Source organism: Bacteroidia bacterium (assembly GCA_033391075.1).
Classification (GTDB): Bacteria; Bacteroidota; Bacteroidia; order J057; family J057; genus JAWPMV01.
In genome coordinates this window covers 5,928,549-5,954,883 of record JAWPMV010000001.1, presented here as the reverse complement: position 1 = coordinate 5,954,883, position 26,335 = coordinate 5,928,549, and the positions used below count along the sequence as shown (strand labels likewise).

Annotated in this window: 23 protein-coding genes; 10 read left to right on the top strand and 13 right to left on the bottom strand. The window is 43.1% G+C overall.

The features are described 5' to 3' along the window. Positions 1 to 5 precede the first annotated feature (5 nt). Positions 6 to 1,727 (bottom strand): GMC family oxidoreductase, encoded by a 1,722-nt coding sequence (locus R8P61_23735; protein MDW3650106.1) that lies wholly within the window; start codon positions 1,725 to 1,727, stop codon positions 6 to 8. Positions 1,728 to 1,988: 261 nt separating this feature from the next. Here R8P61_23735 and R8P61_23730 point away from each other — a divergent pair, with 261 nt between their 5' ends. Next, complete coding sequence (locus R8P61_23730; GenBank protein ID MDW3650105.1) at positions 1,989 to 3,455, top strand: S41 family peptidase; 1,467 nt, start codon at positions 1,989 to 1,991, stop codon at positions 3,453 to 3,455. 191 nt (positions 3,456 to 3,646) lie between these two features. Beyond that, positions 3,647 to 4,453, top strand: a complete 807-nt coding sequence (locus R8P61_23725; protein ID MDW3650104.1) for a cyclase family protein — start codon at positions 3,647 to 3,649, stop codon at positions 4,451 to 4,453. On the opposite strand, the gene R8P61_23720 is transcribed toward R8P61_23725, so the two are convergent. The 3 genes from R8P61_23720 to R8P61_23710 are packed head-to-tail and all read right to left on the bottom strand — an operon-like array spanning position 4,445 to position 8,567. Next, entirely contained in the window at positions 4,445 to 5,821 is a 1,377-nt protein-coding gene (locus R8P61_23720; GenBank protein ID MDW3650103.1) for a LysM peptidoglycan-binding domain-containing protein, read from the bottom strand. The two genes, R8P61_23725 and R8P61_23720, sit on opposite strands and share 9 nt — an antisense overlap. A gap of 20 nt (positions 5,822 to 5,841) precedes the next feature. Further along, positions 5,842 to 6,849, bottom strand: coding sequence for an ATP-binding protein (locus R8P61_23715; GenBank protein ID MDW3650102.1), 1,008 nt, complete (start codon positions 6,847 to 6,849; stop codon positions 5,842 to 5,844). Between the two features lie 11 nt (positions 6,850 to 6,860). Beyond that, positions 6,861 to 8,567 carry an adenylate/guanylate cyclase domain-containing protein gene (locus R8P61_23710; GenBank protein ID MDW3650101.1) on the bottom strand — a complete coding sequence of 569 codons (1,707 nt, stop codon included), beginning with the start codon at positions 8,565 to 8,567 and terminating at the stop codon, positions 6,861 to 6,863. Between the two features lie 267 nt (positions 8,568 to 8,834). Here R8P61_23710 and R8P61_23705 point away from each other — a divergent pair, with 267 nt between their 5' ends. From R8P61_23705 to R8P61_23690, 4 genes are all read left to right on the top strand, one after another. After that, positions 8,835 to 9,701 carry a bile acid:sodium symporter gene (locus R8P61_23705; protein MDW3650100.1) on the top strand — a complete coding sequence of 289 codons (867 nt, stop codon included), beginning with the start codon at positions 8,835 to 8,837 and terminating at the stop codon, positions 9,699 to 9,701. Positions 9,702 to 9,961: 260 nt separating this feature from the next. Further along, complete coding sequence (locus R8P61_23700) at positions 9,962 to 10,705, top strand: porin family protein (protein MDW3650099.1); 744 nt, start codon at positions 9,962 to 9,964, stop codon at positions 10,703 to 10,705. A 377-nt stretch (positions 10,706 to 11,082) separates the two neighbouring features. Further along, complete coding sequence (locus R8P61_23695) at positions 11,083 to 11,946, top strand: hypothetical protein (GenBank protein MDW3650098.1); 864 nt, start codon at positions 11,083 to 11,085, stop codon at positions 11,944 to 11,946. Positions 11,947 to 11,959: 13 nt separating this feature from the next. Beyond that, entirely contained in the window at positions 11,960 to 12,718 is a 759-nt protein-coding gene (locus R8P61_23690; protein MDW3650097.1) for a MotA/TolQ/ExbB proton channel family protein, read from the top strand. 59 nt (positions 12,719 to 12,777) lie between these two features. Here the strand turns inward: R8P61_23690 and R8P61_23685 are convergent, their stop codons facing one another. Both R8P61_23685 and R8P61_23680 read right to left on the bottom strand, forming a co-directional pair. Continuing rightward, positions 12,778 to 13,293: a hypothetical protein gene (locus R8P61_23685; protein ID MDW3650096.1), complete on the bottom strand. Its 516-nt coding sequence runs from the start codon at positions 13,291 to 13,293 to the stop codon at positions 12,778 to 12,780. A gap of 125 nt (positions 13,294 to 13,418) precedes the next feature. Then, entirely contained in the window at positions 13,419 to 14,450 is a 1,032-nt protein-coding gene (locus R8P61_23680) for a DUF2219 family protein (protein MDW3650095.1), read from the bottom strand. Positions 14,451 to 14,698: 248 nt separating this feature from the next. On the opposite strand from R8P61_23680, the gene R8P61_23675 reads away from it, so the two are divergent. After that, complete coding sequence (locus tag R8P61_23675; GenBank protein MDW3650094.1) at positions 14,699 to 15,613, top strand: sterol desaturase family protein; 915 nt, start codon at positions 14,699 to 14,701, stop codon at positions 15,611 to 15,613. 135 nt (positions 15,614 to 15,748) lie between these two features. Beyond that, the gene (locus tag R8P61_23670) at positions 15,749 to 16,129 is read left to right on the top strand and encodes a nuclear transport factor 2 family protein (GenBank protein MDW3650093.1); all 381 of its coding nucleotides are present in this window, start codon (positions 15,749 to 15,751) and stop codon (positions 16,127 to 16,129) included. An 85-nt stretch (positions 16,130 to 16,214) separates the two neighbouring features. On the opposite strand, the gene R8P61_23665 is transcribed toward R8P61_23670, so the two are convergent. From R8P61_23665 to pyrR, 4 genes are all read right to left on the bottom strand, one after another. After that, complete coding sequence (locus R8P61_23665; GenBank protein MDW3650092.1) at positions 16,215 to 17,345, bottom strand: patatin-like phospholipase family protein; 1,131 nt, start codon at positions 17,343 to 17,345, stop codon at positions 16,215 to 16,217. Between the two features lie 105 nt (positions 17,346 to 17,450). Continuing rightward, the gene (locus R8P61_23660) at positions 17,451 to 18,881 is read right to left on the bottom strand and encodes an LptF/LptG family permease (GenBank protein MDW3650091.1); all 1,431 of its coding nucleotides are present in this window, start codon (positions 18,879 to 18,881) and stop codon (positions 17,451 to 17,453) included. Between the two features lie 494 nt (positions 18,882 to 19,375). Next, positions 19,376 to 20,305, bottom strand: a complete 930-nt coding sequence (locus R8P61_23655; GenBank protein MDW3650090.1) for an aspartate carbamoyltransferase catalytic subunit — start codon at positions 20,303 to 20,305, stop codon at positions 19,376 to 19,378. A gap of 9 nt (positions 20,306 to 20,314) precedes the next feature. Next, the gene (pyrR, locus tag R8P61_23650) at positions 20,315 to 20,860 is read right to left on the bottom strand and encodes a bifunctional pyr operon transcriptional regulator/uracil phosphoribosyltransferase PyrR (GenBank protein ID MDW3650089.1); all 546 of its coding nucleotides are present in this window, start codon (positions 20,858 to 20,860) and stop codon (positions 20,315 to 20,317) included. 128 nt (positions 20,861 to 20,988) lie between these two features. Here pyrR and R8P61_23645 point away from each other — a divergent pair, with 128 nt between their 5' ends. Beyond that, positions 20,989 to 21,471 (top strand): hypothetical protein, encoded by a 483-nt coding sequence (locus R8P61_23645; protein ID MDW3650088.1) that lies wholly within the window; start codon positions 20,989 to 20,991, stop codon positions 21,469 to 21,471. Here R8P61_23645 and yjjX read toward each other — a convergent pair. Further along, a complete protein-coding gene (gene yjjX, locus R8P61_23640; GenBank protein ID MDW3650087.1) occupies positions 21,458 to 21,991 on the bottom strand; it encodes an inosine/xanthosine triphosphatase in 534 nt (177 codons plus the stop codon). The genes R8P61_23645 and yjjX overlap by 14 nt on opposite strands. Positions 21,992 to 22,116: 125 nt before the next feature. Between yjjX and R8P61_23635 the strand changes: the two genes are divergently transcribed. After that, positions 22,117 to 24,246: a M43 family zinc metalloprotease gene (locus R8P61_23635; GenBank protein ID MDW3650086.1), complete on the top strand. Its 2,130-nt coding sequence runs from the start codon at positions 22,117 to 22,119 to the stop codon at positions 24,244 to 24,246. Between the two features lie 392 nt (positions 24,247 to 24,638). On the opposite strand, the gene R8P61_23630 is transcribed toward R8P61_23635, so the two are convergent. Both R8P61_23630 and R8P61_23625 read right to left on the bottom strand, forming a co-directional pair. Continuing rightward, on the bottom strand, positions 24,639 to 25,007 hold the full coding sequence (locus R8P61_23630) for a diacylglycerol kinase family protein (GenBank protein MDW3650085.1): 369 nt from the start codon (positions 25,005 to 25,007) through the stop codon (positions 24,639 to 24,641). 15 nt (positions 25,008 to 25,022) lie between these two features. After that, complete coding sequence (locus tag R8P61_23625; GenBank protein MDW3650084.1) at positions 25,023 to 26,327, bottom strand: amino acid permease; 1,305 nt, start codon at positions 26,325 to 26,327, stop codon at positions 25,023 to 25,025. Positions 26,328 to 26,335 lie beyond the last annotated feature (8 nt).

The following is a 26,335-nucleotide window of genomic DNA, read 5'->3' as shown; positions in this document are numbered from 1 at the left end:
GTCTATTAAAGGTTTTGTTTGTTAAGTTCAGAAATGGCGTGATTGGCTGCGCGAGCACTCAGTGCCATATAGGTCAAAGAGGGATTTACACAGGAATTGGAAGTCATACATGCACCATCAGTTACGTAAACATTGGGGGCTCCATGTACCTGATTGTTTGCATTGAGGACAGAAGTTTTGGGATCATGTCCCATACGGGCGGTTCCCATTTCATGAATCCCAAAGCCCGGCTCATGTTTATTATCAAATCCCACGATATCCTTCAGGCCTGCTTTGTCTAACATTTCCAGGGCATCTTCCTGAATTTGCTTATTGAGTGCCAATTCATTCTCCTTCCACTCACAATCAATTGCCAAAGTTGGCTGTCCCCATTTGTCGAGACTGTCTTTGTCCAGGCTGACTTTGTTTTCATGATAAGGCAAGCACTCAGCAAAACCGGTAATGAAAAATTCCCAGGGACCGGGATCTTTCATCAAATTATCCTTAAAGTCAGCACCAAAGCCTTCAACATTGGCTCCACGTCCCCATCCTTTGCGATAAGCTCCACCCTGATAGCCAAATCCTCTGACAAATTTGTCAGATTTTGTCTCCTCATTGATGTTCCAGTAACGAGGGATATAGATACCATTCGGACGGCGTCCTTTGTAATAGCTATCCTCATGTCCTTCAAAGACCCCCATAGCTCCTACACGATAGGTGTGGTCCATAAGGTTGTGTCCAAGCTCTCCACTATCATTTCCAAGTCCATTGGGGAAGCGGTCAGAAGTAGAGTTCATGAGAATGCGGGTAGTACTCAAGGTCGAGGCATTGACGAAGATGATTTTTGCATAATATTCCATCATTTCGCCCGACTCTGCATCAATGATCTTTACGCCAGTCGCTTTGCCTTTCTTATCATCATAAATAACAGAATGAGCAATGGACCAGGGTCTGATCGTAAGATTGCCGGTATAGTTGGCGGCAGGAAGCGTAACGGAATTGGCGCTAAAGAAAGCACTATACGGACAACCCATGCTACACTTATTTCGAGACATACACTGACCGCGTCCATTATGTGGTTGAGTCAAATGCGCCACCCGACCGATGGTCATGGTTCTTCCGGGAAAGGCATTCTCTATTCTCGCTTTTACATCTTTCTCTACACAATTCAGCTGCATAGGAGGCAGGAATTCACTATCAGGAAGCTGCGGCAATCCCAATGCCTGCCCACTAATACCTATGTATTTCTCCACATGGCTGTACCAGGGAGCAATGTCTTTGTAGCGGATGGGCCAATCAACCCCTATGCCTTCCTTTGCATTGGCTTCAAAATCCAGATCACTCCAACGATAGGTTTGCTTTCCCCAAAGTTGCGACCTTCCTCCCATCTGATGGGCTCGCAACCACATGAAAGGCTTGATCTCCGTATAGGGATTTTCCTCATCATTGGCCCAGAATTTTTTGCTGGCTTCTCCCAACCAATTGGAACGAACGGCTTTGTAGTGTTTTTTCCTTTCTTCAGGTGTAACTCCTCCCCGAAGTTCCCAATCCCAGGATTCTTTCTGCATATCCGGATAATCCTCAATATGCTTTACGATTCTTCCTCTTTCCAGAACGAGGGTTTTCAGCCCGGCTTCACAAAGTTCTTTTGCGGCCCAACTCCCACTCATACCTGAACCTATGACAATGGCATCATAGGTCATATTCTTTTTCGCGTCAATATTATAATTGTAGTTGTAATTCGACATAGGTTTTGCCTGATTAGCTTAAATAGATTCAATAAGTAAATTAGGAAAATACTGCTACATAATTACTACCTAAATAGCTCCAATTTTTGATGGGTTAAGGCAAAGCTTCTGCCTTTTGTCCTTAGAAATACTGTGTCTATCGACACTAATACTTCCTTCGGCTTTATTTCCTCTTTAGCATACTTTATTGAAGCATCTTTATAAAGCAGGGAGCCCAAACTCCCCATTTATTGATTCAATTTTCTCCTTAATACACGCTTTATGAAGTCAATTTACCTACTATTCTGTCTTTGTATTCTTTGGAGCAGTTCTGATATACTGGCTCAATCAGGGCCGCAGATATTGAGTGCAACTGCCTGGGAAGAAGATTTAGAGGAACTCTATCACTTATTGAAAACAGAACATCGGGACCTGTATTTTAAAACCGAAGCAGAGCTTTTTGAAGAAGAATTCCAAAGAATAAAAGCCAATATCCCACAATGGCCGGATCATAAAATTATTGCTGAGTTTGCTCGTTTGGCAGCTTTGGCAAATGATGGCCATACTCGATTGACGCTTCCTATGCAAAAAGGAGTAGGCTTGAGTCAGGCGCATACTAATACGCCTTTTCCATCGGATGATCAATTGGTATTTCGACATTTGCCTCTGGAATTTTATTACTTTGACGATGGAGTATATGTGCTGAAAGCCATTCCATCCCTGGAAAAACATATTGGAAAGAAGCTGTTGAGGATTAATGATACCTCGATTGAAAATGCCCTGGAAGCAGTGAAAGGACTTTGCCATTTTGATAATGAGTATGGCTATCGATTAATCGCTCCGTCCCGATTGAGTATCCTGGAAACCCTTATGGCACTGGATATAGTTGGGGAAAATGAGGAAGTGAAGCTTCGCATGGAATCAGCTGATGGGACCGAAGAAATCAAACTTAAGGCCCTTGATCGGTTTACGGAGGAAAGATTGAGTGAAAAAGTATTGGGGGAAAGCACAATACTAAGTAGGCAGAAGAATGAAGAATATTACTGGTATGAATATGTAGCGGAAAATAAGGCCATCTATCTTCAGATCAATCAAATGAATCGGGCAGAGTCGGGAGTAGGTTTGATTCGTTTTCTGGGAAATCTTCATACGTTTATCCAGCAAAATGAAGTGGATCGACTCATTTTAGATCTAAGAAATAATTTTGGTGGCAGCAATGGATATGCTTTGCCTATCGTAAATCTTTTGGTCAAGAATCCTGAGTTAAATCAATATGGAAAGTTTTATACCCTCATGGGGCGTAAGACCTTTTCCGCTGCCCAATATCTGGTCAATGATTTCAGTAAATGGACAAATGTGATTTTTGTAGGAGAACCGACGGGCGCGACTCCCAGTCATTATGGAGATTCAAAAAAGAAGCAATTGACTCATTCAAATTTGACCCTGAGGGTTTCCTCGATTTACTGGAGAGATTGGGGAGGAGATGAATACCGGGAATGGACAGCCCCGGATTTAGCTGTGAAGCTTTCAGGTACAGATTATTTTCAAGGGAAAGATCCTGCTTTGGAAATGGCTTTTACTCATAAGGTGGAAGAAAAACTGCTGGATACCTATGAAGCATTGTATAAAGAAGGCGGATTGGAGACTGCAAAACGAATGTACATACGCATATTGAGTGATTGGACACATACGGATGAAGAAATGGCTGAGATTGAATCAAGGCTGGTAGAATGGATGAAAAATGAATAGAAAGTTTTCTCCAACTGGAAACGATTAGGGAAAGTTCAAGTGCAAGAGGCAGCATTACAGAAGCAATTCTTTGTATTTGGCGAAGAAGATTATGAATAATTCTTTATTCCCCTTTCTCCTAATTGCTCTGTTTTTTATAATTTCTGGAAGAATAGCCATAAAAGCTGTTCTCTAATGCCAAGAATGAGATTATGAAAAAACTAGCAGCCCTTAGCCTGATACTTTCCCTTTTCGCCTGTACGCCTCCTCCCAAAGAAAAAACTTCTACTTTTCCTAGTGGAACATGGATAGACCTCACTTATGCCTATGATGAGCAAACCATCTTTTGGCCTACTTCAGAATCTTTTCAATTAGATACCGTTTTTGCGGGTATGGCGGAAGGAGGCTATTACTATACCGCCTTTAAATTTTGCCTGGCAGAGCATGGAGGAACTCATTTGGATGCGCCCATTCATTTTTCTGAAGGGAAGTGGGCAGCGGATGAAATCCCCATTGACAGGGGGATTGGCGAGGCAGTGGTAGTAGATGTTTCTGAGAAAGCTTTGGCAGATCCAGATTACCTTATTTCTGTTGCAGATGTGGAAAGCTGGGAAGCTACCCATGGTCAAATTCCCGAAGATGCTATCTTACTTTTCAGAACCGGTTATGGAAAATTCTGGCCGGATCGGGTGAAATATATGGGTACGGCCAAGTTGGGACCAGAAGGAGTCGCAGAACTTCATTTTCCCGGCATAGGACCAGACTTGGCGAGTTGGTTGGTGGAAAACAGGAAGATCAAAGCTGCTGGACTGGATACGCCTAGCATTGATTATGGTCAATCGACTTTATTCGAAAGCCATCGCATCCTGTACGAAAAGAATATTCTGGGCCTGGAAAATCTGGCCAATCTTGAGGAGCTTCCGGAAAAAGGAGCCTGGGTTATTGCCTTACCAATGAAGATCAAAGGGGGCAGTGGTGGACCACTGAGAATGGCAGCTCTCATACCCCAATTACCTTAGGGGAATCTTCAATTCCTGCCCAACCGAAATACTATTACCTCTCAGATTATTGAGGCGTTTGATCTCATCTGCAGTCGTGTTATACCTTTTGGCAATACCGAACAAGGTTTCTCCATTTGCGACCGTATGGGTGCCAATGACAGCTCCCCTTGCACCGCTTCCGTCTTCTCCGGGAGAAATAAATCTGCGCGTACCGTCTGAATATTGTACCTCGATTCCCTGAACGGATACATATTTCGTTTTGGGGGGAGGGGGAGTATAATCAGCTGGTTGAAGCTGTAAGTTGTAGTTCAGTTTCAGTGGACGATCACCCAGGGTATTTCTGATCTTATTTTTATCATCTTCACTTTCGAAAAGGTCAGATAGCATTAAATCCTTTTTGAGTGGAACCATTTTTTCAGCGGTCTCAGCTTTGACTGTGGTATCCAGTCGCATATTTATTTCAGATTTTGAGAGTCTTTTATTTTCCATACCCCGTGTACCTCCGATTTCCTCAAAATTCAGCTTTACACTACCAATGAGCTGCCCATAAATTTGTCTGGGCTCCGTTCCATCTTCACCTGCCAGTACTGTTAGGGGGACAACCAAATTGGGGAAACTATGATATTCCTCAGGATTTTCTGCCGATATCGGTACTTCTATGGGCTTTGACAAATATATAGGCACAGTATCATTTCCCGTTCCGCCTCGGCTTTTTGCAAGGACTTCCCTATCAATTGCGTCCAGTCTCAGGGTAAAATAGAGGGAGTCATTGGTATCGATTTCGTTCTCAGATAATAAAGGGCCGATAGGAATGGTAAAAGAAGTATTCCCTTCATTGGGGCTAAACATCTTTTTCCCAAGATCAATATTGACTTTTTTGGGTTCATCCAGGGGATGAGGGATTACCTGAAAACAACTTTCTACGATCATCCCAAAGAGAAACCAAAGAATAAGAAAACCCAGTACCCATTTCCAGATACGTCCCAAGAATAGCGCAATTGCTTCTCTTTCTCTTTTGCCTGCGAGGATAGGTTCTACCAGGGTATCATGACTGATTTCATATATAGGGTTATTTCCTCTTTTGCTGATTCTCCTGATGAGTCGAGAATTTTCCAGTTTTTCCAGAAGTAAGGGTTCTATTCCCAGTTTTTCACGAATAAAGGCGGCATCCTTGGAGGTTCTTTGTCGTGATTTGGGGAGTACGAGGTGATTTTCGATGAGTTTGCGAGCCAGTTTGCGGTCGCCTCTCTTCTCCAACTTTTTGATCTGACTCAAATAATATCCCCGCAAAACGCTATCAAGATTCCCCACATCCTCTATTCTCAGTTCAAGAGGAGCAGCGTTTTGCCCATTCATCTCAATATGTTCCTGTAAAATCTCAGCCATTGCCTTTCTCCTTAATACTGCTATTTATTTTGTTTTTCTCCCCGCTCTACCATTCGTTTCTCAATATGCTGGCAAACGATCTGGAGCTGTGAGGGATCTATTCTTCTGGTGATTTTGTCTTCCAAAAATCCAATCAGTTCATCGAGTACTTCCTCTCTGATATTGAATTTGGGGGAAATGAAGTTTTCTCCTTGTAAAGAAGCGGGTTCAGCTATGGCTTTTTTTGCCTGTTTCTGGTCGAAACTTCTTAGCTCATAGCTATTGAGCATCATTTCTGGTAAATAAGCTTTGAAGCGTTCCAGAAAATGAAGTTTATCAGAGCGCATGGAGATCAGAATTTTACAATCCAGGGATTCTTCTATTCTTCCCAGATATTGCGCTACTTTCGGTCCAGGCAGGGGAGCTTTTTCTCCCTCCGCATCTGACTCAATGATCATCTTTCTTTCCAATCCTTTTCTCACACTTTCGGGCATGATTTGGTGATAGAGTTCTCCTAACTGCCGACCAAATTCCTCAACCCTTTCTTCTGGATAGGTAAATAGTTCTTCAAATTGATCGAGAATAAAGATCAGCCGTAAAGGATGAATGCCCTGGTCCACCAACATCTTTTTGGCACTCAACCATAGACTGGCTTTGGGCATGGGAATGATGTCTTTCCATTCATGTTCATTTCCCAGACAGGCGCTGATAAATCTATCAATAGGATCTTTGACGATTTCGGTTTCTTCTTCTTTTCTACCTTGTCTCTCTCTTCGGATTCGGGCTAAAATGGGATCGTAATTGGTAAAACGAACCTGTACGATATGATAAGGAACATCCCAATTCCTGACTTTACTCAAAGCGGGAAGTATGCCTGCATTGATGAGGGAGGATTTTCCCATGCCGGAGGGACCATGAAGAATCGTCAGACTATCGAGATCCAATAGTCGGCATACCGCTTCTATCTCTTCGTCCCTTCCGAAGAAATAGCTTTTCTCTTCTGCATCAAAGGGCCTTAAGCCCGGATATCTTGATCTAAGGGTACTCATGTTTTGCATGCTTAGGATGGGATCATTTCGGATACGAGGTCAATAAAAAGGGAAACATCTGTTTTAAGCTTTTCCCACATCGGTTCCAACTCCTCATCCCCATAGGTTTCATAATTCTCCCATTCTTTAATTTTGTGAAAGCGCCTCTGATAATCTCCCAATTTTCTCAGAAGGCTACCCGCTTTTCCATTTTTGATGATGATTTCATCCAGACTTTCCATTACTTCCTCCAGCCTATATCGTGCAGTCAATTCCTGCAATTGCTCATAGGGAGTGGGAATTTCCTCTGCACTTGCCTTCCGCAGCATATCCGAACGATCGCAATGATCATGGAGTTCGCTGACAAAATCATCTACTTTCTTATTGAGGAAGGTTACTTTGAAATTGGACTCAAAGAACATTCTGTTTTGCTGACGCAGGCCTGCGGGTCCGGGAGGATGAGCATAGGAAATCTCTTTCTCATGTACCTTCAGGACACGGAGCAGCAGTTTCATATACCAGGCATCAAAGGAGAAACCCAGAAATACAAGGTGGCTGGCCTGTTTTACTTTGTCCTGTATTTTCTTTGGCAACTGCCTCACTCCCAGAATACCAAAAATGAATTGGTACAGGCGATCCAGGGAGATTACCATAGAGTCCTTATGCTTTACACTACCGAAAAGATTATATATCAGGGGTTTTTCGGAAGAAAAAGGCTCCAGGGCTCCACTGTCTTCGAGGAAACTATAATATTCAAAGTTATGGGCAATCTTATTTTTATTGAAAACCTCTTGCAAGAGGTTGAAGGGATAGGTTGAGACGATGAGATCAAATGGAATCTCACTGATCTTTTTGAATCGATCCTGCTGCTTGCTTCCCAGGTCTTTCAGTTTGATATCTGAAAGCTCCATAAACATGCGTTGCCCTCCTGCCCTTCCTATCAGACTCTGAGCTGCTGTATAAAAATCTGCCAAAGATTCAGCAGAATTGGCTGTGGCCCATTTTTGCTGCTCTCGCATGATCAGCTCCGGAATAGAAAATTCAGAGTCATTCATGCCGGAGCTATCTGCCGGTCGGGAAAAAGCATAATTTCCCAAAATCAAGACACATTTCTCATCCTCAAGGGCATCCATGATCTCTAGCATCTGGTAGCGCTCCCATTCGGATTGGTTCGCAACTTCTTCCTGCTTGGGCTTGGGTTTTTGCAATTTCCCTTCCATCTGGTCCGGACGTGGAATCACAAAACCCGGATTTGATACGGCAAACACTTCCATGGGTTCATCAATATTTTTGAAATGGAAGGGTCCCAGGTTTTGCAGGGAGAAATCTGATTTGTTGCGGATCTGATTGGCAACCGTTTTGGATAATAAGATAGAGCCTGGCACGCCCAGGGATTCGACCCGTGAAGCGATATTTACACCATCTCCAAAGGCATTGTTGTTTTTATACAATACATCGCCAAGGTGCATACCGATCCGGACAGGGACTTTGGCATAAATAAAGGCTCTTTGTAGAGAGGTTGCAGCGCTGACACTATGGAAAGCACTTTCAAAAGAGAGCAAGCAACCATCTCCATAATACTGTACAATCTCGCCATCATGCATATTCATCTCTTCCTCCAGGATGGACTTAAACTGGTCCAAAACATGGAGTGCCTGCTTCTCATCAGCTTGCATCAAAGCCGAATACCCTGCAATATCTGCAAATACTATGATGGCTAGTTTTCTGGTTTCAAGCATTATGGGGGTATTTAGGTCTTTCGAATCTACGAATTTTTTTATCTTTTCTTTAAGTAGAAGGTGAGGTTTGAAGGGGAGGAAGAAGGAAAACAGAATATATTTCAGCTCTGCTGTCATTGCAAGCCTTTATGAAAGGCGAAGCAATCCCCTTGATTCCCGATAGTTTATCTTAGTCAAGGGGATTGCTGCGCTCAAAATTTGAGCTCGCAATGACATACTGCTGGATAGTTATATTTACATTCTCAAAGAATTAATCCAGAAAGAACCATGGGCATATCCTTCTCCACACTCATTAATGTCATGTTGTTTTCCATCATGCTAGCTATGGGAGCGAGTTTGAGCTGGGATTCATTTAAACATGCCCTGAAATATCCCAAGCCTTTTCTGGTAGGTATGCTTTCCCAATTTGCCTTGCTCCCCTTCTTGGCCTATCTCATCGTCCTGGGCTTGGATTTATCTGCTGTTATGGGTTTGGGACTTTTGATGATTGCCTGTACACCGGGAGGTAGTACCTCCAATCTATATACCTATTATGCGAAAGGAGATGTGGCTCTGAGTATCTCCATGACAGTTGCTTCCAGTCTGGCAGCTACATTTATGATGCCCTTATTATTAAAGTTCTATTCGGAGGCTTTGGGGATTGGGAGCGAAATCAGTATACCTTTCAGTAAGATTCTTATTTCTCTTATCCTCTTGCTTGTGCCCGTGAGTATAGGAGTATTAATTAAGAGTAGGAATGCTAAGTGGGGTCAACTCATCGAAAAGCTGGGAGCCAGAATTGGCATTGTAGCCATCATCCTCATCTTCGTAATTCCGCTTATCAATAATCGAGAAATGTTTGAGGTCCCAAGCAGGGTTTTTGTGGCTTCCGGACTCATCGCTGCAGCAGGGATGTGCTTTGGATATATTCTGAGTAGAATCTTCAAATTGAGCATAGCCCAGAGTAAGACTGTTTCGCTTGAAACAGGGATCCAAAATGCGGTACTAACTGTGGGAGTTATTGGGCTGAGTTTTGACGGGGAATTGGTTGAGGATCTTTTGGTGATTCCCACTCTTTATATCTTCTTTATTCCTATTTTTTCTGTACTCGCTGCCTTTGTAATCTTCCGCTATATCAGTCCTAGAGAGGCTTAGACCTTCTCATTTTCCCTTCAAAATTTCTCATTTAGGGAGCGAATTCTCTCAAAATGAGAAGAATTGGCCTGTTAACCCTTCTTTAGGCCGAAAATTTTTCTTCACAAATGCATATCAATGGATCACACTTCATGCTGTGATTGCCACGGATGTACATTCTCGCTTCCAGACACGCAACTTGGGGGCATTTTTGAGGTCTATACAGAAAATCAATCACTAAGAATCTCCCTTAACTTTCAACAAATAAACTCTTATCACTTATGAAATCGCTTACAAAATTACTTGTTATAGCATTATTTTTTCCTCTCAACGCTTTGGTAGCACAGAGCTCATTTTTTATCGGCGCAAATGGAGGAGCAAACTTTTCCAAGTTCAAGCATACGATTGACCTTGCAGAGTTGTACACAACTTCAAGTTCCTTAAGCGGCTTGAACGGTGGTGTAGAATTCGGTTTGCAACTTTCCAATTGGACAATTACCAGTGGAGTGAATTACATGCAAAAAGGCGGTAATTATGCAACAGATAATTTCAGTGATCAAAATGGCGTAGGTTTCCTCTCAGCAAAAGAAAGACTGCATTATGTAGCTATCCCGGTACTGGTAGGATATCGCGCTCCGCTTTCTGACAATTTTGGATTCTCCCTCGATATGGGTCCTTCATTCAATATGGGATTCAGTGGAAAGATCGATGAGAACATTGAATATTATGCATCGGAAGAAGTTACCAACGAACAATATTCTGTTGATTTTGGAACCGGTGTAAATGACGATTACAAAAGTACGCAGGTAAGCTTTCAGTTTTCTCCCGGTATGTATTTCAAGTTGAACAACAGAAGTACCATTACTTTCAACTTTACCTGGGACAATGACTTCAGAGATGCTTTCAACCAAAGATATAAGCAAGCCAATACTTTCTTTGACGACTATAAAGGAAGTCAATTCAACCGCTCAACTGTCCTGACTATAGGATATGAGTACCACCTCAACTTTTCTGATAAATATTAATAAAAACCATGTTAATCTGTAAGAATTGCAATAGTGAAAATGTTGACGGCGCTGTCAAGTGTGTACAGTGCAACATGGAGGGCAAATTAGTTCCCTTCGGTCAACAAGATATAACTGATTTTATAGTAGTGGAAAAGAGCCTCACGCAGTGTAAAAACTGCGGGAGCGAGGCTCCCGGCAAAGATGACAAATGCGTTCATTGCCACTTTCCCCTGCCACAATCAAAGCCCAAACCCAAAGCACCTCAGGCACCCAAAAGAACACAAGGCAACTATGGTTCTTTTCAACCCTGGGAGATTAGTAACCAAAAGACAGGATAGCCGAAAGGCAAGCTTGTAAATGAAGAATGTTCTACACACAGAATAAACCAATGATCCATGGCAAGAAGAACAAATCAAGTATTTAATCTCTCTTTTCTCGACCTGGTAACAGGTGCCCTGGGTGCAGTGATCTTCCTTTTCATCATCACACCAAAAGGCGGGAGTTCGGCTCCTGACGTGAACCAGGTAGTCATGTATATGGATACCACGCAGATGAAATTATTTGGAACACTGGACGATAGTCTCAAGACAAAAAGAGTGGGAGATACCCTCTTTACCGTCCTGGTAGATTATAAGGCCTTCCCTAAAGTGGAAGAGAGAAAAGTAGAAAAGCCGGCAGACATACCTGTACCGGTAGCTGTACGAGACCCAAAACCCGCACCTCCTATTCCAAAAGTCAAGGTAGAGGAAGTCGAAAAGCCGAAAGAAGATCCTAAGGAGACCATCAATGAGACCTCTGGTACCAAGAACTCTCCGCTCTTCACCGGCGATGCACCATCCGTTCCCTGTAAAGTTTCCTTTGAAGTCAGCTGGTTAGACCAGGCAGATAATGTAGACTTCTTTGTATGTAAAGGAAATGACTGTGTATATGGAGGAAGAAAGAAAAATCGCGCCGTTGGAAACTGGGATAGTGGAAAGTCAAGAAACCGTTTATTCGGTAATGACCTTCGAACCAACCAGGAATCCGTAAGGCAATTTGATAAGATCATCCCAGGTGAATACAAGCTTTATGCTCAGTTCAAAGAGAGTAAAAAGACTAACAAGACCGTAATCATCAAAGGTTTGATCTTCACAAAGGACGCCTCCCGCCAGCAAAGAGGAGAAATATTTACCAAAACATTACCGCTCGGCAAGAACAGAATCTTATTGGGAACTGTGAGGCTACAAGCCGATGGTAACTATCAATTCACCAAAAGATAAAATCTCAAAAGATATGTTTAAGACGAAAATAACTCAACTAATATTTAGTATAGTGGCCGCTCTGGGGCTTTGGACAGCTCTAACCCTTATGGGAAACCTTTTCGAAGGAGTATCCGGCCTGCACCGTTTCTTTGAAGTATTAGGAGGTTCTGGCAAAGGATATATCCAGGCCGCCATTTACATCCTCTTTTTCTATAGTCTATTTGAACTATTTGAAAGAAAAAGAGCCATCAAAACGGAATTTGAAGGTTTTCAACTAAACCTCCTTCCTGAAAAAGATCAATTGGTCCTTTCTCCAGAAGAAGTAGGTAAGATTAAATTGGAGGTGATTGAGTTGGAGAAATCCGGCAAGCGTTTTATGATCACCAATTTCATCAAGAAAGCCTGTACCCAGTATCGTAACGATAAATCTATCCCTGATACCCTGCAGGTATTCAATGCACAGGTTGACAACAGCAAAGAAGAATTGGAATCCAAACTGGAGATCGTTCGTTACTTGCTCGGAGCCATCATCTCTTTGGGCTTCATCGGAACCCTGATTGGATTGTCTTCTTCTATCGGTATGGCGCATTTAGCCCAAACAGAAGAAGGAATGCCAGAGATTACCCGCAACCTGAACATTGCTTTTGACACCACCCTGGTAGCTTTGTTGATAGGATTGATTCTCAATTTCCTATACCACCGCTACCTCGAGTATATCGATACCTTTTATTCGCGTACCAAATCCTATATCATTGACAATTTGATCAGTAGGATCTATGTACCCGCCTAAGAGCATCCATTCATAAAAAAAGCTCCCCTCTTCGGGGAGCTTTTTTTATGGAAAGAGTTCTAGTTTTTTATGCCCGAGAAAAGAATTCTTGTTCCTGCCGGTCTTGCATTGGGATCAGGATTTTCGTCTTCCGAAAAGCTGAGTTCCATATTTCCACTGCCGTCTATGCTGAATTCCAGGCGCCGTGTCTCAACTCTATCAGTCAGACTGACTACACTAAATTCTGATTGGCCTTCATAGCTAAATTCGTGATTGCTGAAGGTTTTTAATTTGTCTAAACCTGTTCCTACTTCCAGTTTGAATTTACTTTCCTTACCTACTTGATTTAAACTCAATACATCTGCCTGATTGATCAGGGTATCCCGGACTTCCATTATCCCGACCATATTACCATTTCCATCAAAAATTTCTTCAAACCTGAAACTAATTGTTTCAGAGAGGCCCGTATAAGTGCCCGAGACAGGTACTACAGCCGTTTCACATGCTGAGCAACTGATAAAAAGCAAGAGAAAAGTTATGTGGGAGAATTTCTGCTGAAAGCAGTTTGCTTGGGAATGGAAAGAATGGCGAGACATATCTGCTATTTTGAATACCGCAAATCAATAGTTCAATTTTAAGTTAATTTTTTTTGAGGAAAGATGGGAGATAAAGAAAAGGACTGTTTTAGCACGAGTTTTCGCTTTCACTTCGAACTTTTTTGCTAAAACACCCATCCTAACCAGAATCTTCCCCAATAATGAAAGCGTGTATGAGTAGGATATCTTGCCTCCGGGCTTTGCGCATAAAAACCATAACCGGTCTTTAGACTCCTTTTCGCCCAATCCCAATTAAAACTAATCCCTGCCGCCGCTTCAGCCCGGAAAAAATAGATGTCTTTTCGCGGGACGGTATATAAAGAAGGGCGAAACTGTCCTTCCAGATTAGCATCATAAGCCAGTGCATGAGGTTTCAATCTGAGATAAAGAAAAGCCTGCCCCTGATCCCTTTTACCCACTTTCGTACCCCATCTCCCTGTGAGCGCATAAGCTCCCATAAGTCGGAAACCCACATCAAGAGAAATACTTTCTTTCAAATCCAGAAAGGAGTGAGCTTTTTCTTTCCGCCAGATTCGATCTCTTTGATAGGACATCAGGAGGGTCGGTTCCCAGGGATGAGCGATCTGATTGTCCCAGCCTTCAGGTACAGGTCTTATCCTACCTATGGTATGGATGATTATTTGGGCAAATTCAGCGATGGGACTGGCAAGTACTCCATAAGATATGCCCAGGCTGTGAACCTGATTTTTCTGTTTATTCCAGAGTCGACTTTTGATTTCTATATAGTGGACGCTGGCATAGGGCCTGTCATCCAGAATCAAGCGGGACTCTGCAATGTCTCTGGGCGTATACGCGAGGCTGCCTAGTTTGATTTCGGGGGAAAGGAATTGAAAATTACTATCTGACTGAGGGTTTAGTACCTCTTGCAGGAGCCAATTATTGATTTTATGTAAGGGGAAATTTAGTAAGCCTTTATTGCTGTAGGAGAATGCAATCCCATTGGTATAGTCCCGATCTTCATCCAGGCTGGGAGGAATGAATTTATCATTGTCCAGATAGATGAAAAAGGATTCCTTTCCCAAAGAATAGAGTTCTGTAGGGAAGTAAATATTGTGGGCTACCTGTTGGCTGAAAAGTTGAGATAAGGAGAGGATGAGAACGAGAAAAGGGCCATATACCCTTGCCAGTGTTTTCATGAATCAGTATTTGAAACCAAGGTACAGCCTCCCTTTTTTTTCTGCAATTATTTGCGAAAAGAGCCATTCCTATTAGGTTCTTTGGCATTTTTTGCAAATCAATCTGAACGCATGTCATCCTATACTTCCCTAGCTCTTAGGCAAGTATAGGATGACAGATTGTTTTTTGTGAATTGCCGTTTTCCTAGCTCTAAAGTAGTCAAGCGGTTTCTTGCTGCATTTTCCGTATTTTGTTAAAAATTTTCCCCATGGACTTTGCCTACTTCGCCGAACAAATGTCCCAGGACCAACTCCTGGTTTTGGCCTTCCCATTATTCATTATTGTCATGTTGCTGGAAATGTGGTACGACCGCAAAGAGCAATTGGATTTATATCATGGCAAAGATACCTGGGCCTCTATTTCTATGGCGGTAGCTTCAGCCATAGTCGAAATAGTTCCCAAACTATTGCTCTTTATTCTAATCTATTATTTACATGAGATCAGTCCCTTGAGAGAGGTGATACAAAGACAATGGTGGGCCTGGATACTCCTCTTTTTTCTGGACGATTTTACCTATTACTGGTTTCATCGACTCAATCATGAGGTGAGGCTTTTTTGGGCCGGACATGTGCCGCATCATTCCTCTGTGAAAATGAACTTTGGAACCGCTTTGAGGCAAGGGGTAGGAGAAAGAATTCACAAATATGTTTTCTGGTTGTGGCTCCCCCTTTTGGGATTTGATGCCCTCATGATTTTTAGCATGATCTCCCTCAATCTCCTGTATCAATTTTGGGTACATACGGAATTGGTGGGGAAATTTCCGAAAGCCATCGAACTCATTTTCAATACGCCTTCTCACCATCGGGTGCACCATGCCTCCAATATTCGTTACCTGGATTGCAATCATGCAGGAGTATTGATCATTTGGGATCGCATATTTGGGACATTTTCAGAAGAAAAGGATGTGGAAAAACCGGTATATGGCTTGACTAAAAATATCGAATCTCATCATCCTCTTACTGTCGCCACCCACGAATATGGAGCCATTTGGAAGGATGTAAAACGGGCAGAAAATTGGTCTGATAAACTTCGCTATATCTTTTTGGCCCCAGGTTGGAGCCATGATGGTCCAGACAGGCGAGCCAAAGTTTTACGAAAAGCTCTGAAAGAAAAAACGGTTTGAAATCGGAGAGAAAAAGCCTAATTTAAGGTCTCCAAATTACCTACCTACTTATCATGTGGAATACACGCGCAATTTGTGTTCATCTCTGAACACAGAGTATTCTTTTACATTTTTTAACCCTTAATTTTTTCAGTAATGACCTACAAAGAAAAGGCAGAAGATCTCTATGCTATGCTCGGGCAAGGACAAGCCATGGAAGCATTTGAAAAGCACTACCATCCAGAGGTAGTCGCGGTAGAGGCCGACGGGAAAAAGCGCGAAGGAAAAGATACCAATCGCAAATCGCTGCAAGAATGGTTTACGATGGTAAAAGAGCATCATGGCGGAGGCTACCATTCCATTACAGCTGATGAGGATGCTGCGGTGACTATGGTAGAAGCCTGGACTGATGTAACTTTTCATGATGGTAATCGGATGAAAATGGAAGAGGTATGTGTGCAACGCTGGAAGGACGGTCAAATCGTTCATGAGCGTTACTATTACAACATTCCTCCGCACTTACAACAACAGCAATAAACGAGCGAAGAAAGCACACAAGATTAAAGAGCCTTCTCAGTATATGAGAAGGCTCTTTTGTATTTCATTTCACATACAGCCGGGCTTAGCGGAGACCCAATAGGTCTTCCAGTGTCTGGTCATTATCTATGCTGAATTTGACAATTTTCCCTTTGTATCGGTCCAGGTCGAAGATTTGTGTGCCGCTTTCCCAAAGTGCATTCATCTCATGTTTTTCAAAGACCAGCTGATTGGGAATGAGATTATAATCCTCAGGTGCCATATAGTAAATGGTAATTCCAATCGCATCATCTTTCAAAGGGCGAGGCTCCAGTTTACCGATGGCTTCTGCCAGCTTCACATCATTCTGCCGGACTTCACTGCGAAATATTTCAATGGTTCTCCCCAAGAGCTTCATGGCTTTATTCACCTTGCTATCCTGCGTAAGTTGAGGATCTCCGGTACTGTGAATGATGACATCTATATTTCTATAACCTTTTTCTCTGGCCAGTGCCAGCCCTTTCTCTAAGGGAATGCTTTCTTTAATCCCTCCATCAAAATAATAACTTCGGACTCCTGCATCATCCTTCACACTATGCATAGACATAAATACCGGAAAGTTGGCAGAGGCCCAGATCCAACGTGTATAGGATTTATAAGCTTCAACTGAATCATATATCCCATCCACCATTCCCAATTCGGGATCATGGATAGATTTATATTCAATTTCATCCTCCAGCACATTTACTACCGTAACAAAGAAATCGCATTCTGTATTTCGAAGCGAATCGAAGTCGGACTGGGTAAAGAATTTCCGGATGGTTTTCAGCAGATTTTTACTTTCTCCCAGGGTCTTTTTGGGGGAAATGATCCGCCATAAAGCATTGAACATCCGAAGCTCTCCTTTCTTTTTTCCTTTGGTTTTAAAAGGGCGGACATTAAAGATGTCCTTGTCTGTGATATTGGTATATCCTTCCTTGAGTTCATCAAATGACTCATTCAAAATAAATGGGGCGATCAGGCTGCCTGTACTGGAGCCGATTACAGCATCATATCTAAAACCTTTGTTATGAAGTGCCTGTGTAACACCTCCTCCCCAGGCTCCCGTTGCTCCTCCTCCAGACACAATCAATATGCGTCCATTATTTGGATTAGGAGGCGATGGCTTGTCTTGAGCTTGCAGAGGGACAAAGAAGTTCCATAGTCCTATCAGGACCAAAATCGCAAATCGATACATAAGCTTTGTTTGGGTTTAGTGATGATTGCGCATTCAAATGAAGGCAATTCATAGCTAAGTATGATTTGAGTATAAAATCTAAATGGAAAGTCTGAAAAAATAGGATTAAACGGGCAGGAAGTTTCTGATAAGTCGAAAGAATCTGAAGAATTTACTGATCTTCTTCCAGCTTTCTGCTTCCATGATGCGGGTATCCATAGTTGCCTGGTAAACAACGATCAGAGCTACAGGTGTAAAGATGATGACGGGTAGAAAAGCTCCGACTTCAGGACTCAGTACTCCTTCTTTAGAAAATTTCCGACCATAGGTTCCCGCGATATGAGATATAATGAAAAAGATGATGCTGACAATGGCAGGCATACCTAATCCTCCTTTCCTGATAATGGCTCCCAAAGAAACCCCGATAATCATAAATACCAGACAATTGATAGGAACCGCATATCGGAGGTAATATTCGTATTGGAATTTTCTTTGCGTGCGATTCTGATCGGATTTCTTTTTATTCATGAAATCCAGGTAACTTTTTACAGCTCTGATATTTACCAAAGACCGGCTGAGCGCATCACTGTGATCAAGGATGGTATCACATCCAATGATACTATCGCCCGGAGCCATATCATATACGACTAAAGGCTTATCATAAGTAAGCGTATCCTTGGGACCTGTGAGAAAATTGCTGTCAACTTTGGTATATCTTCCGATTTGATTAAAAGCTTTCTCCAGATAGTCCACCTGCAAATCCCCTAGACTATCAATAGCTGATCCCAATTCTTCCTGTGAAAGGGTAATCTGATGTCGGAATTGTGATTCTTCTGTTCGACTAAGTTTGAAATCCTCCAGATTGAAAGTATAGTAAAGAGAATCGAAATAGGTCCTTCCGTGGGGAAAGTTTTTTCTACCACTTTCCGGCTTGATTTCTTCATGTCTCACTCCGGCATACAGAACCATTTGAAGGCGATCCTCTTCTGTATAGGTTTTCGCAGAGTCTGCAATGATCACATCATTATTGCCCCGATTTTCCGTATGGTCATAAATGAGGACATCATACAGGGTGCCTCTGTCATTATTTTTATCCGCGACCCGTATCACATAATTGGTGATATCCCAGTAAAAAATACCCGGGGTAAGGGCTAGTTCTGCCTTTTTTCGGCTGATATCATAATAAAGGGAATAGAACTTTAGATTGGAAAGGGGAACGATATTGTGTGAAAGAACAATAGAACCTACTACCAGAACTACCCCGAGGATGATCGAGGAACGCATAGCTTTTAGCAAGCTGATCCCACTGGATTTTATAGCTGCCAATTCATAATGCTCTCCAAAGCTTCCAAAAGAAATCAGGGCTCCCGCAAGTACGGCAACGGGCATGGCACTTATGGCCAGCTTTCCCCCCGCAAAACCTATCATTTTGAAGAGTATGCCTATACCCAGACCTTTCCCCAAAATCTTATCCATGTATACAGCCATAAACTGCATCACCAGGATAAAGAGGATGATCAGAAAGCTCATAAGGAAAGGCGGAAGAAATGCCTTCAATACAAGTTTGTCTATGCGGGTAATTCTAAACAATTCTCTTAATGACTAAGACTTATACTAGCTTAAAACGCTTTTACAGAAATTTGTTTGCTTCTAAGCGCAAACAAAAGTAGTAAAAAAGCAGAACTCGGTTGTATGAGGCTTGTCTTTTCCCACTTTTTTAGAAAAAGTGGGGCAAAAATCGCAGCGACAAGAACCTGCCGCACCTAGCCGCCCCATTTCCCGATTGGCGCTGCCCGGTCATTGCGCTTGGCTAGGGATTTTGAGAATCATTGCCGCAGATAGCAATCAGCGCCTACGGTAATTGGAATCGAAAAAGATCTGGATGAATAAAAAACGACCCTAACACCCTAACACCCAAAAACACCAACACGTTTCCCTTTGCAGCAGCTTGATTTTTGCGATGCCTGTCCTGAATAATGTATGAAGGATCTATCTAAGGAAAAGAAGAAGAAACCTATAAAGAAAATATAAGTAATGGCAGAAAAAGAAATTTAATTCTCCCCTTTAACCCCTGCCAAAAGATAAAGTACCGCCATGCGTGTCGCCACTCCATTCTGTACCTGCTCCAATATCACGGATTGATCGCTATCGGCCACTTCGCTGGTGATTTCTACTCCTCTATTGATTGGGCCCGGATGCATGATGACGAGTTTTTTATTCAGTCGGTCCAGCATATCCATATTGAGCTGGTATTGTAAAGAATAATCTCTCAGACTTGGAAAAAATTTGATATCCTGTCTTTCCAATTGGATGCGGAGCATATTTACTGCATCACACCATTTGAGGGTTTCATAAAGGTTGTAGTTTACCTTGGCTCCCAGACTTTCAATATGTTTAGGGATCAAGGTCGGAGGACCACAAACGGTTACTTCAGCTCCCAGTTTTTTGAGGGCGAAAATATTGGATAAGGCAACCCGGCTATGTGTGATATCGCCCACGATGGCTACTTTCAGTCCTTTGAAAGAGCCAAAGTTCTCTCTTAGAGAAAAGCAGTCTAATAAAGCCTGGGTCGGATGCTCATGCGTTCCATCGCCAGCATTGATGATCTGGGCGGGAATATGTTTACTCAGGTAAACTGGCGCTCCGGGATGAGGATGTCGCATAACCACCATGTCCACCTTCATCGCCAGAATATTATTGACGGTATCCAGCAGGGTTTCTCCTTTTTTCACACTGCTAGACGAAGCCGAAAAATTGACCACATCAGCAGAAAGTCTTTTTTCTGCCAATTCAAAGGAAATTCTGGTTCGGGTAGAGTTTTCGAAAAACAGGTTGGCTATGGTAATATCTCTGAGTGAAGGGACTTTTTTAATGGGCCTGTTGATGACTTCTTTGAAATTATCCGCGGTTTCGAAGATACTATGCATATCCTCAGCCGTGATATATTTGATGCCCAGTAGATGCCTCGTACTTAATGCCATTTGCTTATTCTATTCCTGTGAAACCAGTAAAACCTGATCTTTGCCTCCTGCTTCTTTTAGATTTACCAATACCCTTTGGGTCTTGATGGTATCTACCTGAATTCCTACATAAGAGGGCTGGATGGGTAATTCGCGCTTATGTTTTCGATCAACCAGTACAAAGAGCTCTACACTTTTGGGCCTTCCATAAGCAAGCATAGCATCCAGGCCAGCTCGTATGGTACGACCGGTATAGAGCACATCATCCAGCAGAATGACATGTTTGTCTTCGATCAGAAAATCAATATTAGTACGATTGGGTTCCAGCGGTTCTTTTCGCATGCGGAAATCATCGCGGAAGAAAGTAGCATCCAATTCCCCGGTCAGGAGATCTACTCCCACCAGTTCTTTCATCATGGCCTGAATTCTTCGGCCCAGGTGTACACCGCTGGTTTGAACCCCCAGCAATACAACATGAGAAAAATCATCATACTTTTCCATCAATTGATGGCAAAGCCTCAGTAAGGTGATCTGGAGTTTTCCTTTGGGAAAGAGGTCTAGTTTATCTGCTTTCATTTCGGGGGTTAAAATTGCGAATAAATCGAGAAAAAAGAGAACCCTTTTCGCAGAAATCTCTTTTCCTTTGAAGAAAGAGGGAATTTGGCGTATTTGAGGGGCTTTTTCTTGTTAATGAGGTACAGATTATGGACATAACCGAACATACCGCAAAAAAACTGGTAGTAGAACAAAGAGGATTACTCTTGCAAGGTATCCTGGCATCCTTATTCGTAGCAGGTGTTTCACTTACTGTGGGAACAGCCAGACATTTTGGTGCCCAGTCCACCTATCGCTTTACCTATTGGATGGGAGGAGTACTCTGCCTGGCCTCGCTCGCAGGCTTTACCTTCCTGCTTCGGACCAGTAAAGCCATTTTCGATAAGGAAAATGACAATTTCAAACTTTACCATAGAAAAGGCTGGACGAAAAAACTCATTATAGATAAACCTTTATCCGAGATTCAGGGCTTGAGAATCGACCAAAAAGGGAATCCTGCAAAATACAGATTGAGTGTTAAGGATGAGCAGGAGAAATGGTTTGCCCTTCAGCAGAAGAATACAGCTGATCTACAAAAGCTGGAATATCTGGGCAAACACATTCAGGCTTTCCTCGAATCTACTCCTGCCTAAATAAATCCTGATTTCTGAAAGGAACCAAAGCAAGGGTAACTGCAGGAATGTAGAGCGTTTCCCGCACAATTGCATCTCCACTCAGTAAACCTACTGCGCCATTTGCCTGTTTGGAATTTTTGCTTCCAAACACAACATCATCTGCATCTCCCAGTTCCATTCCTTGCCTGATCAATTGGCAAACTTGCGGCGGGAGTTGAAAGGATGCACTTCTGCTTTGACCCTTTTGTGTATGACTCAATACATAGACCCAGGCAAAAGCATGATAATCTTCCTCCCTTTCTTCTAATCCTCCCTCTATTCCAACCCAAAAATCTGCCTTTGGATAAAGCTCCTTTGCATGATGAGCCCGGTTGATAGCTCCCTGGAGAGTTTCTGTATCGCTCATGGGTTGGTCGGATACATCGGAGGCTACCGAGACGCCTTCTACTTCAAAAGATTCCTGGGGAAACATGGCCTGAAAGCCTTTGAGGCTAGCATTGACTTTGATAGGATTGCGGGAAGCTATGATCAGTTGCATGAGGTAATATTCTTGCCTTCAATTTGCAAAAAATTGACTGAGGGGCAAGTTGAAAAAGCCTGTCTCCCAAATTTTATCCTTGTTTGTAAGCAAAAACTTAGATTTCTTGGGACAAAAGAACTGGAATGAGATATACCGTCTTCCTTTTGGGGTTTTTACTGCTATGTATAGATGTTTATGGGCAAGGCAGAAGGCTTTGTCGGGCAATGGAAATGGATAGTATTCGTCGGGCGAATGATCCCTCATTGGGAAGCCTGGATGATTTCGAGATGCTTATGCAGAGAAATATAGCTTTGGGCGCCAATCGAATCGAAAATCGCATGCTACTGACCTTACCTGTTATCGTCCATATCGTTCACAATGGAGAAGATGTAGGCGTGGGAAGCAATTTGAGTATGGAACAGGTCATGTCTCAAATTGAGGTACTAAATGAAGACTTTAGAAAAAAGTCAGGAACGCCTGGTTTTAACAATGATCCGGTTGGAGCTGATATAGAAATAGAATTTTGTCCGGCCACGCTCGATCCTAATGGAGATCCTTTACTGGAAAGAGGCATCAACCGAATTGACCGCAATGATTTCAGCTGGACCGCTCCACCCTGGTCCGATATCTATATTGACAATAATATCAAACCCCTGACTTTCTGGGATCCGGATCGCTATCTCAATATCTGGGTAGCAGAGATTACGGGCAATGTGCTGGGGTTCGCCCAATTTCCCAATATGGCCGGAATCAATGGGCTTCCCGCAGACAATGGGGGTGCCAGTACAGATGGGATAGTGGTAGCCCCGACCTTTTTCGGTCGAACCGGTAATCTTTCTTTTCCATACAATGAAGGCCGAACCGCTACCCACGAGATTGGGCATTGGTTGGGTGTATTTCATCTGGAAGGAAGAGATCGTGGCGGATGTAGCCAGGATGATTTTTGTGATGATACGCCACAAACCGATGCACAGAACTTTGGCTGTGATGTAGGCCACGTCTCTTGTAGCTCCGCGGACATGGTGAGAAATTATATGGACTCCTCAGATGATGCCTGTATGAATATCTTCACCCAGGATCAAAAGACGCGTATGCGAACGGTACTGACAAATTCTCCGCGTAGAGGTATACTCGCTAATGCAAATAGCTGTACAGAAGATCTTCCGCCTGCAGTGGCCTTTACAAGTAGCAGTACCATAGTTTGTGCAGGACAGTCGATTCGTTTTACTGACGCTTCTGTAAATGATCCCGATGAATGGAACTGGAGTTTTCCGGGAGGAATTCCTGCAACTTCTACGGATCCCAATCCGCTGGTTACCTATCCCACAGCAGGAATTTATTCAGTAAGTCTGGAAGTCGGCAATTCCTTTGGAAATCGGACCTTAAGCCTCACAGATCAAATCACCGTCAATAGCAGCGATCCTGCTATCGTATTTGAGGAGCAATTTGAAAATGGAATTCCTGCGAGCTGGACCATCGACAACCCAGACAATGCTCTGAGCTGGGAGACCCAGGCAGCAGGAGGAAACAGAGCGGGTAGCAATAGCGCTTATGTCCAATTATATTTTTATGCAGCTGTTGGGGCAAGGGATGGACTCATTTCTCCGACTATTGATTTAAGTGAGGTCGATAATATCAGCTTTAATTTTGATTACAGCTATGTGCAGGAAGCAGGAACAGAAAGGGACAGCCTGATCATTTATGCTTCCACAGATGGAGGTAATACTTTTTCAGATGTATTGATCAGAATGGGAGATGATGGTATGCAAAGTTTCGCAACAGCTCCTCCAACGGGAAGCAATCCTGGCCCGTTTGTTCCAGCGGCAGACGAGGATTGGTGTTATGCCGGAGATGGAGCAGCATGTGTAGAAATAGATTTGAGTGCCTATGCCGGTCAATCTCAATTTGCCTTGCGATTTGAGACCGTTTCAGATTTCGGCAACAATATCTACCTCGACAATATCCGCATCGAAGGAAGCTGTAATCTGGTAGGAATAGAGCCAGAGTTGGCAGAACTTCATGCTGTTAAACTTTATCCTAATCCCAGTTCCGGCCAAATGAAGCTGAGCCTGAATAATCTGCATGGAGAAAATGTGAAATATTCGATATTTGATCTGCAAGGGAGAGAATTGATGCAGAAAAATATAGGCGAAAAATGGGGATTGATGGAAGAAAATCTACTGCTTGAGCTCCCTGCTTCCGGAGCCTATTTGATGAAAATCGAAGTAGATGATGCAGTCTTTTTTGAGAAGTTTTTGTTGCAATTGCGATAGGAGTCCTGGGAAGCCTTCCGCTTTTGGCCCGTGTCTCTTTTTAAGCAACAAAGGAAACGAGCCGCTGGACCAAAAAAGAAAAAGGATTTCAGTTCTATAGTTGAAAACTAAACAAAAAATTTTGTCATCCCGGAACCTATTAGGTGTCCGGGAACTCTAGCCTTATCCTGTGTTTGCTAGGGATCCCGGCTCTTAGGTTAAGGCCGGGATGACAGCTGTTAAGGACAGATATAAGTCGATTTTGCTGGACATGGCTTAGTTACCACTGTATCGCAAAAAATGGAAACGACCCGCGTAGCCAAAGAGAGTCAGGGCTTGTAGCGCATTTCCATTAATTGAGCATTAAGGGAAATGGGGCTCGCGCGAAAGGGTTTTGGTGGGTTGAATTTCCCCTAAAACAAGGCAAAAATCTTCGGCAGGAAAATAATGCCCCAAACAATTCCTCCGAATATAACCGTAAGCAGTACAGCTCCTGCTGCTATGTCCTTTGCTTTTCCGGCCAGAGGATGATGATCGGGAGAAACCAAATCAGTCAAAGCTTCCAACGCACTATTGAAAGCTTCTGCACAAAGCGTAAGGGCCATACAAATGATGATGAGACACCACTCCGTAGTATTGAGCCCCAGATAAAATCCCAATGCCGTAATGACAAGAATGGCGAGCAGGTGAATTTTGGGATGCGCCTCATCAGAGAAAAAGGTGGCAATACCTTTGAAGGCATAGCCAAAACTTTTGAGCCTTTGTTGGAGGAATTTGATCATACTCATCTCAGAATTCTACGTATCTGCTTTCTCCCGGTTCCCAAAATAGTATAACAATAATCCTATGCCGCCGAGCGCAAGTCCCGCTACTGATTCCTGGGTTTGTTCGATCAGGAGATAAGTAAGGGTCCAGCCCATGAGGACGAGGTAGATGATAGGGGAAAGTGGATAGCCCCAGGCTTTGTAGGGACGTTCTATGTCTTTATGTTTCCATCTATGGACGAGGAGAGAAAGTACTGCTAAAAAGGTCGTACAACCCAGGGTGAAGCCTGCAAATACGAGAATCTTATCAAAGGAGGACGTAATGATGAATAAAAGAGAAATTGTTGACTGAATGAGAATGGCACGAACCGGAACGCCATGTGCATTGGTCTTGGACATGGCTTTGAAGGCCGGATAGTCCTGTCCCATGACTTGAATCACCCTTGGCCCGGCAAAGACCATAGAACTTACCGTAGAAACAAGGAGAAGGGCCAGTACCACACCCATAAATTTAGCTACGCCTGTATTGAAGGCAAAGGTGGCGGCAATGAAACCCACCTCGACTTCATTGGCAAGCGCATCCATAGGGGCAGCATAAAGGAAGGAGTAATTGAGCAGTACATATAGCGTCATCACAATGAGGGTTCCTCCGCCTAATGCTATGGGCAAATGTTTTTGAGGATTTTCCATCTCATTGATGAGGTAGGTAGCTGCATTCCAGCCTGTATAAGCATAGGAAACATAAATCAAAGAGACCGCAAATGCCGAACCCAGCAGGAGCTTTCCATCCCCTACTTCCGGGAATAAGCTGAGATTTTGAGGTTCCGGTGTAAAGAGGAAAGTACCCGCAATGAAAGCAAAGACCAGCAATAACTTTATGGCTGTAAATAGTCGCTGAAAGCGGCCACTGTTTTTTACCGTATGTAAATGGGCATAGGTAACAGCTATCAAAACGATTATAGCCAGAACTTCAGCATTCCATCCGGGAAAAACGCCTTGTAAATATTTTCCAAAGGTAATTGCTGCAAGGGCAACAGGGGCAGCGAAACCGACAGTTGCGGAGATCCATCCCCCAACAAAACCCAGAGCCGGATGATAAATTTTCGAGAGAAAATGATATTCACCTCCGGAACGAGGCATTACGGCTCCCAGCTCAGCATAACTGACAGCCCCACAAAAAGCCAGAACCCCTCCTGTGATCCAAAGTAGCATGAGTACAAACACCGATTGTATTTCCACTACCTGAAAACCCAGGCTGGTAAATACACCTGTACCAATCATATTGGCGATCACAACCGCCATTGCGGTATACAGTCCTATTTTCTGGGAATTCTTCACGCTACGTC